The sequence below is a fragment of the Synechococcus sp. R55.3 genome, assembly GCF_047461975.1.
GTDB lineage: Bacteria > Cyanobacteriota > Cyanobacteriia > Thermostichales > Thermostichaceae > Thermostichus.
On sequence record NZ_JANSIG010000116.1, the window covers coordinates 1 to 7,337 of the forward strand.

Consider the following 7,337-nt stretch of genomic DNA (forward strand, 5'->3'; position numbering starts at 1 on the left):
GGCAGAGGAAGAGACTAAAATCCTGCCGTCAAGGGGATGGGGAAACCCCATCCGCCTATGCGGTGGGGTAGTTCATTTCAACCGGCCCACCGATCCCGCCACTTGACCGTTCCCTCGGCGGCCAGCAACCAGCGGCGGGCTACCAGGTTTTCTCGGATCGGCGAACGACCCTCTCGCAGCAGAACGTACTTGTAGGCAATGGCTTTACCGGCGCTTTCGTTGAAAGGGATCTCCCCAAACCAGGTGTTGGCGTTGATGTATTCCAGCGGGTAGCCCCGAGCAATGTCCCAATAGCCCAACTCTGGGCAATCCCCGATGACCACAATCCATTCCCCCGGTTGGGTATTTACCCCATTCAGTTGGGCCCGCACGATCACCTGGCCCTTGACTCGCTCTCCCACATGGCTAAGGACGATTACTCCGCGGGTGGGCAAATCCAAACCGTGGATCTTCCCCTCTTTGACCGTAAACTTCTGGCGAGTCAGGATACAGGTGTGCTCCCCATCGGGAAATTCGGTGTCCACCTGCTCCAGGTGGGTGGCCTCCCCCCGATTGAGGGCAACAAAGCAGCGGCTATCCCGATAACGACGGGTATAGCACCAAACCTCCTCTGTCAGATATTTGCGCCACTGGCTGCCCAAAGATACCGCCGGGTTGAGACGGCGCAACCCCGATAGCAGGCGAATCTGCCGATAAAGTGGAGAGTTGGGATCCCAGCTTTCCATCATCGGGCGATTGTAGGGATCGTTGCCCCCATCGGTGTCGTTGTGCAGGTATTGTTCGGTGCCGTAGTAAATACAAGGGATCCCACGGCTGGTCATGATAATGGCGATTGCCACCGCCAGCATTTCCGGATCCGGGTTTAGGGTTTGGAAGCGGCACATGTCGTGGTTGTCGATGAAGGTGATCAGCTCTGTAGCCCCGTTGTAGCGATAATCTTTGGCGATGACGTCATCGACGAGGCGAAAGCCCTCAGCAGCCCCCTGCCCCAAAGCTGCCCGAATAGCCATGCACAGGCCAAAATCCAGGATCGTCATGCCGGAATGGTTGGCAAACTGCACCGAAGCTTCCACATCTGGGCCACTGTAGATCCACTCTCCAAAAACAAAAACATCCGGCTTGTGGGTTTGGATATCGGCATTGAACTCCTGCCAAAACCAGATGGGCATGTGCTTGACAGTATCTACCCGCAGAGCATCCACCCCTCGATCCAACCACTGCTTGATGGCGGACTTGATGTAGTTGCGATAGTCGGGATTGTTTTCGTTAAACGTCGCCAGTCCGGCCAACTCGCAATTTTGCACCTGCCACTCATCTTCCCAGTTCGTCACTTCGCCGTAGTGGTGGTACCAATGGTTTACATCGTTGTTGAAATCGGCAATGAGCTTCCCATCGTCGAACAACTGACCTTTGACGCCCCCTGTATCCGGGCTGCTGTGGTTGCAAACAATGTCCAGCACGAGCTTCATTTTGCGCTTGTGCATCTCCGCAATGAGCCGATCGAAAGTGGTAGGGGCCGGATTGTTGAGCGAGGGATCCTCCCCTTTGGCGATGTAGCGTGGGTTGATGCGCTTAAAGTCTTTCGTCCAGTAGCCGTGCATCGCTGCACTTTCAATAAACAATCGCTCCACTTGCTCGAACAAAGGCGTGAGCCAAATGGCTGTGATCCCCATCTGTTGCAGATAGTCCAGCTTGTCGATTACCCCTTGTAGATCTCCACCCCAGTATTTGCCCCAGTCTTGCCTTTGAGGATCATAAAGTTCTGGGTTCGGCCCTTCGTTATTTTCCGGATCCCCATCAAAAAAACGATCCACCACCAAAAAGTAGATTGTTTCCTGACGGAACTCAATGTCGCGAGTGTAGAGAAACTCCAGATCCCCAGAGGATTCTGAAGGCTCAACAATATCCGCTCGCCGGTTCAGTGTTTCCATAAAAGCAGCCCTCCCACCTTAAAAACAGCTCAACAGACACGAACACAAACTGAAAAAGGCCAGAGGCTGCTGCAAGTCCAGCTTTTACCTCTAGCCCTTAGCCCAGAAGAGGATGCTTCTGTTGCCAATCCTCAAACTTCAAAGCATTCTTTACGCAAAGTGAACAAGTGAAGGTTGTGCCTGCATCAGAAGGCTCGCTCCGCTGAGCGACTCAATCTGCTCAACCCAATTAACCCAAAAGGTTGTCTATACCCTCTTTCACCGCATCTTTCAGATCTTCCTTGGCATGCTGAGCTGCAGCCTCCATTTGCTTGGCCTTGCCCTCTAGTTTTTGCTTTTCATCCCCTGTGAGCTCCCCCACTGCTTCTTGAATCTTGCCCTCGATATTCTTGGCCGTAGCTTCAATCCGGTCTTGAATACTCACAGATGTACCTCCTAGCTCTTGATAACACCGAGCAGCTCGCACGCCTTTTGAATCGATAAACCTGCAATTCAATTGCGCAAGTGCTCACGGCAGAGACGCTAGCACAGAATCCTCAGACTGGGAGTGCTCTCATGGGCACCGTTCCGGTCTGCTTTTGGCCACACTCTTCAAGCGGATCCCTGCCGGCCCGCAACTCACCCGCTTCAGCTGGCGCCAAAATTCATCTCCCCGATGTCCCCAATGGGCCACAGGCTACCGATTGTCCGACGGCTGATGGGCGGAGTTCTTTGGGAGCGCGGCGTAGTGGGGACAACGGCAGGGGCCCAGAGGGTTCACTGCGCAGGGCAGGTGGGGTGACCGAGAAAAGTAGCGGCAGGAGGGATCCCAGGGCAAGCCACAAGAGAGAGTTGGTACGGCCCGGTGGGCGCGCTCGTCCCGGATTGAGAAGCGACGGGATCCACTCTTTTCCAGCAGAGGGATCAACTGCGCCAAGAACGTCAGCCCTAACCACAAACCAACTCCCATGACCAGTGCTTGCACGATCGTTCTCCTTCACTCACCCGTTCAAGAGTGTCGCCTTCCGACCCCGATAGCCTAAGTCAGCTTGTTTCGGCAGAGCTAGAGCGGCAGCCAGTTTTGGAGCTGTCCTTCCCTGCCGACGAGAACCCAGCAGAAAAACCGACTAGAGTGAAATATGGACTGACCCACTGGGCCTTTGGATTCCATGACAACCTCCACCCTTGATGCTGCCGCCATCCTTGAGGCGTTGCGCCCTGTTCAAGATCCGGAGCTGCGCCGCAGCCTGGTGGAACTGAACATGATCCGGGATATTCGCGTCGAGCCTGGGCGAGTGGCCTTTACCCTGGTACTGACCACGCCGGCCTGCCCTTTGCGGGAATTCATTGTGGAGGAGTGCAAAGCTGCCATCCGCCGGTTGACCCCCATCGAAGCCATTGATGTCACGGTAACGGCGGAAACCCCCCGTTCCCCTTCCCTGCCGGATCGCCAGTCCATCCCCGGTGTGCGCAACATCATCGCCATTTCCAGCGGCAAGGGGGGCGTGGGCAAAACCTCGGTGTCGGTGAATGTGGCGGTGGCGCTGGCCCAAAGCGGGGCCCGGGTGGGGCTGCTGGATGCCGATATTTACGGCCCCAATGTGCCGCTGATGTTGGGCCTGCAGGATCGGTCTCTGGTTGTGCAAAAACGGGAGGACGGCGGCGAGGATATCTTCCCCCTGGAAAATTACGGCGTCAAGATGGTGTCGATGGGCCTTTTGGTGGGGCGGGATCAGCCGGTGATCTGGCGGGGGCCGATGTTGAACGGGGTGATCCGGCAATTCCTCTATCAGGTGCAGTGGGGAGAGTTGGACTACTTGGTTGTGGATATGCCCCCCGGCACCGGCGATGCTCAGTTGACCCTGGTTCAGGCAGTGCCGCTGGCAGGAGCTGTGATCGTCACCACGCCCCAATCGGTGGCCCTGCTGGACAGCCGCAAGGGCTTGAACATGTTTCGGCAGTTGGGGGTGCCCATCCTGGGCATTGTGGAAAACATGAGCTACTTCGTCCCGCCCGACCTGCCGGATCGCCAGTACGATATTTTCGGCTCAGAAGGGGGAGAGACCACGGCCCGCGAGCTGGGGATCCCTTTGCTGGGGCGGATCCCGCTGGAAATCGCCCTGCGCCAAGGGGGAGATATGGGTACGCCTATTGTCATCGGCCAACCTGAGTCGGCTTCAGCCCGGGCCTTGAAGCAGATTGCCAAAACCTTGGCAGGCCGCGTTTCCATGTTGGCTTTGGGGGCAGGCTAGAAGCGCTCTGCTTCCACCAACGAGACCCCGAAGCTGCGTCCTCCCACCACAATCCCCTCTTGGGCTTTACCGCGCACGGTCACTGTGCTGTTCATGGCCGGCAGCCCCTTGTCGGTGATGACCCAAAGGGAACCGCTGTTGTCTTGGAGCTCATACACACCCTGGCCGAACACTCCTATCTGGTTGACCACGCGACCGCGGATATACACATCGGTGTAGCGGGAGGGATTTTGTTCGATCTGGGCGATGGGGGTTGTGCCGATGCCCAGCCGCGCCAGTTGCCCACACCCTGCCAGGGCTAAGCTGAGGCCCAGCAGGAGCGCCAGGGATCCGCCGCGGAACGATTGGCCAAGTTGCTGTTTCATGGGTTGCTTCCACTGACGAGCACCTGCTCCCACCATAGCAAGCCGGCAGCCGATCCACGGCCAAGTCAGAACTTCTCGCCAATGCCGAAGTGCAGTTGGCCTTGGCCAGCTCCGCCTTGCCCAACCGCGTAGTCGATGCGCAGCGGCCCCAAGGGAGATTGGATGCGAATGCCGACCCCCAGCCCCAAACCACTGCCCGGCTTGTTGCGCACCAGGGCAGGATTGCCGGCCACCGCAGCTCCACTGCCCAAATCGGTGCCGTAGTCGGCAAAGACCACTGCCCCCACCGGGTCGAAAATGGGAAAGCGCAATTCGGCGGTTGCCGTAGCAAAGCTGCGACCGGAACCGATACCCCCCTCGAAAAAGCCCCGCACCGAGTTGCCGCCACCAATGGCAAAAGCATCGTAGGGAGCCAAGTCGCCGATGGTCGTGCCTGCTCGCACATCAAAGGCCAATACCTGCGGTCGCTCGCTGCGGGTTTCAAACAGGTTGACGGGAATGAACTGGCTGTAGCCGGCCTCGAGGCGGTTGGCATTCAAGCCATTTTGAAACAGACGTACCGACTGTTCTGTGGAGATGCGAAAGACCGAGCCCTGGCTGGGGCTGTTGGGGTTGTCGCGGGCGTCGTTGATGAGGCCGAGGCGCAGGGTGGTGTAGCTGTCTTGGCCGCTCTCGCTGAAGGTAATCGGGTTGCCCAGCACATCGAAGCGCTGCTGCTCCCCGTTGCTGTTGCGAGCTTCTACAAATTGGATGCGGGTGCCCAAGCTGGCCCGCCAATTGCCCCCAATCGGGCGAGAGAAAGTCACCCCGCCGCCAAGACGGTTGATGCGCACGGGATCCCCATTGGGCAGGGTGAATCCCTCATTAAAGACAAAGCTGGAGCTCTGCTGGTTGGAGATGTTGACGTTGTAGGAGGTGGGAATGTCCAGCGTGGCAATCCGCGGGTCGGTGAAGTTTAAGTCGAAGAGGGTTTCGTTGGTGCCCACCTGCACGTTGAAGCTGGCACTTTGGTTGTTGCCGCCCAAGTTTTGTTCGGAGACGTTGAGGCCGGCGAAGACCCCTGTGGCGGAGCTGACGCCGATGGTGCCTCCCAAAGTGCCGGTGCGACGTTCTTCCACGTTCACCACCACCACCACCTTGTCGGGATCCTGGCCGGGGTTGAGCCCCACATTCACATCTTGAAACAGGTTGAGATTAAAAACCGCCTGCAGGTCTTCCTGGATTTGGTTGCGGTTAAACACATCCCCCGGCTTGGACTTCAACTCGCGGGTGATGATGAAGTCACGGGTTTTGGTGTTGCCCTGAACGCGAATATCCTCGATCACCCCTTCGGCGATTTCCAGGGTGATGGTGCCGTCTTCAGAGGAGCGCACATCCGTAACCTTGGCCAGCACGTAGCCCTTGTCGGCGTACCACTGTTCAATCTCGGCCACCGCCGATTGCAGCTTGCCAAAGTTGAGCACCTGCCCTTCTTGATCGGCAAAGGCGGCTCGCAACACTTCGGGATCCAAAACGTTCGCCCCTTCCGTGCGCACGGCTTTCAGGATTGGGTTGGGCTTGACCTCAAAGGTGACCCGCACCCCCAAAGGCGTATCGGAAGGCACTGCCCGCACATCGGCAAACAATCCGGTGGCAAACACGGCATTGATGTCTTCCCGCAACTGGGATCGGGTGGAAACCTCGCCGGCGCGGGTGCGGATGACGCTGTAAACCCGGTTGATCAGCTCCGGATCTTCAGTGCCCTCAACCACTACCTCCGCTACCAACACTTCTGGCTCGCCGGCAGTGGGGGGTGGGGTGGGGGAGGGCTGGGCGGGGGTGTCGCCACCAGTGCGCAGGTCAAGGGTGCCGGGCTGGGGAACCGATTGCGCCCAAGCCGGGGATCCCATCAGCAGAGCGCTACGGGACGCTTCAGCAAACGCAAAAGCGGTGCAGAGCACCATCCCGCGGGTGAGCGCTGAAGTTAGCCAAGGGCGAAGTTGCCTGGAACGATTCATGGGGATCCCTCGCACACCAAAAAGCAAGATTGCAGAGCCGGGCCAAGATTGTGCTAAAACCCTCTGCCGCCCAGCAGCGGACAATTGCCCTGGATTATATCAATCCCCATCCACCCAGATCCGAGCGTGGCCGCGAACCGGATTGCGGACTTGGGCAGTCTGGAGTGCAAAAAGCAGCCTCCCCCGCTCAAGGCAGGCGCAGGGATCCCCTACAGCGCTGGCCGCAAGACCTCGGCTCGACTTCCTCGGCAGCTAGGTTGACTTGGGAGTTGAGGATGACGACGGTGATGGGAGCAGGAGTGGGAGGCAAAGAGCGGCTGCTCCTCCAGCCCCAACTGTCGGCGTACTGTTGTGGGGGAACGTTGGGCAGGATCAGGACGGTGTTTTGCAGGACGTTGCTTTGCAGGGTGGTGGCGTTGCCGTTCAGGATCGCCATCTGCTGGGTGTGGGAAGTCTGAGCCAGGACGGCTGGAGCAAACCCGAAGCCGAGCAGAGCTGCCACTCCGGGGAGGAGGAGTTGGGTGGACAACATCGAGGATTCTCCACAAGACGCCAGGATGCCGACACTTTAGCCTGCTTTGCCCTCCGCTGAGTTGCCGCAAAAAAGCAAAAAAAGCTACGTGATGGGGAGGGATCCCTGCTGGGGACGTACAGCCGCGCGGCCCAGGCCCACAAAAAGGCCTGCAGAGGGTACTCTGTGCAGGCCCGTCTTGCTCGTCTGGATTGTCTTGATGGAGCTGATACATTCACGCTGAACTCTCCTGAACATGGTTCAGGAAAGAAGCGATCGCATCCTGCCTATCTCTGAGCAGG

At 58.2% G+C, this 7,337-nt stretch carries 7 protein-coding genes; 1 reads left to right on the forward strand and 6 read right to left on the reverse strand.

Going from position 1 to position 7,337, the window contains the following annotated elements:
• Positions 1-77: 77 nt before the first annotated feature.
• The 3 genes from NW849_RS13425 to NW849_RS13435 all read right to left on the reverse strand — a co-directional run bounded on the left by NW849_RS13425 (position 78) and on the right by NW849_RS13435 (position 2,895).
• Positions 78-1,931 (reverse strand): alpha-amylase family glycosyl hydrolase, encoded by a 1,854-nt coding sequence (locus tag NW849_RS13425; protein ID WP_414358244.1) that lies wholly within the window; start codon positions 1,929-1,931, stop codon positions 78-80.
• Between the two features lie 229 nt (positions 1,932-2,160).
• Positions 2,161-2,355: a CsbD family protein gene (locus NW849_RS13430; RefSeq protein ID WP_414358245.1), complete on the reverse strand. Its 195-nt coding sequence runs from the start codon at positions 2,353-2,355 to the stop codon at positions 2,161-2,163.
• Between the two features lie 252 nt (positions 2,356-2,607).
• A complete protein-coding gene (locus NW849_RS13435) occupies positions 2,608-2,895 on the reverse strand; it encodes a DUF6464 family protein (RefSeq protein WP_414358248.1) in 288 nt (95 codons plus the stop codon).
• A gap of 184 nt (positions 2,896-3,079) precedes the next feature.
• On the opposite strand from NW849_RS13435, the gene NW849_RS13440 reads away from it, so the two are divergent.
• The gene (locus NW849_RS13440; protein ID WP_414358250.1) at positions 3,080-4,162 is read left to right on the forward strand and encodes an Mrp/NBP35 family ATP-binding protein; all 1,083 of its coding nucleotides are present in this window, start codon (positions 3,080-3,082) and stop codon (positions 4,160-4,162) included.
• Here NW849_RS13440 and NW849_RS13445 read toward each other — a convergent pair.
• The 3 genes from NW849_RS13445 to NW849_RS13455 form a co-directional block, all read right to left on the reverse strand.
• A complete protein-coding gene (locus tag NW849_RS13445; RefSeq protein WP_414358252.1) occupies positions 4,159-4,527 on the reverse strand; it encodes a hypothetical protein in 369 nt (122 codons plus the stop codon). The two genes, NW849_RS13440 and NW849_RS13445, sit on opposite strands and share 4 nt — an antisense overlap.
• A 65-nt stretch (positions 4,528-4,592) precedes the next feature.
• Positions 4,593-6,524 (reverse strand): BamA/TamA family outer membrane protein, encoded by a 1,932-nt coding sequence (locus tag NW849_RS13450; RefSeq protein ID WP_414358253.1) that lies wholly within the window; start codon positions 6,522-6,524, stop codon positions 4,593-4,595.
• A gap of 187 nt (positions 6,525-6,711) precedes the next feature.
• Entirely contained in the window at positions 6,712-7,056 is a 345-nt protein-coding gene (locus NW849_RS13455) for a hypothetical protein (RefSeq protein WP_011432412.1), read from the reverse strand.
• Between the last annotated feature and the right edge of the window lie 281 nt (positions 7,057-7,337).

Bases quoted from the DNA above. Each gene is read 5' to 3' on its own strand.
- NW849_RS13450 (WP_414358253.1), bottom strand. From the start codon at position 6,524: ATGAATCGTTCCAGGCAACTTCGCCCTTGGCTAACTTCAGCGCTCACC.
- NW849_RS13440 (WP_414358250.1), top strand. From the start codon at position 3,080: ATGACAACCTCCACCCTTGATGCTGCCGCCATCCTTGAGGCGTTGCGC.
- NW849_RS13425 (WP_414358244.1), bottom strand. From the start codon at position 1,931: ATGGAAACACTGAACCGGCGAGCGGATATTGTTGAGCCTTCAGAATCC.
- NW849_RS13455 (WP_011432412.1), bottom strand. From the start codon at position 7,056: ATGTTGTCCACCCAACTCCTCCTCCCCGGAGTGGCAGCTCTGCTCGGC.
- NW849_RS13445 (WP_414358252.1), bottom strand. From the start codon at position 4,527: ATGAAACAGCAACTTGGCCAATCGTTCCGCGGCGGATCCCTGGCGCTC.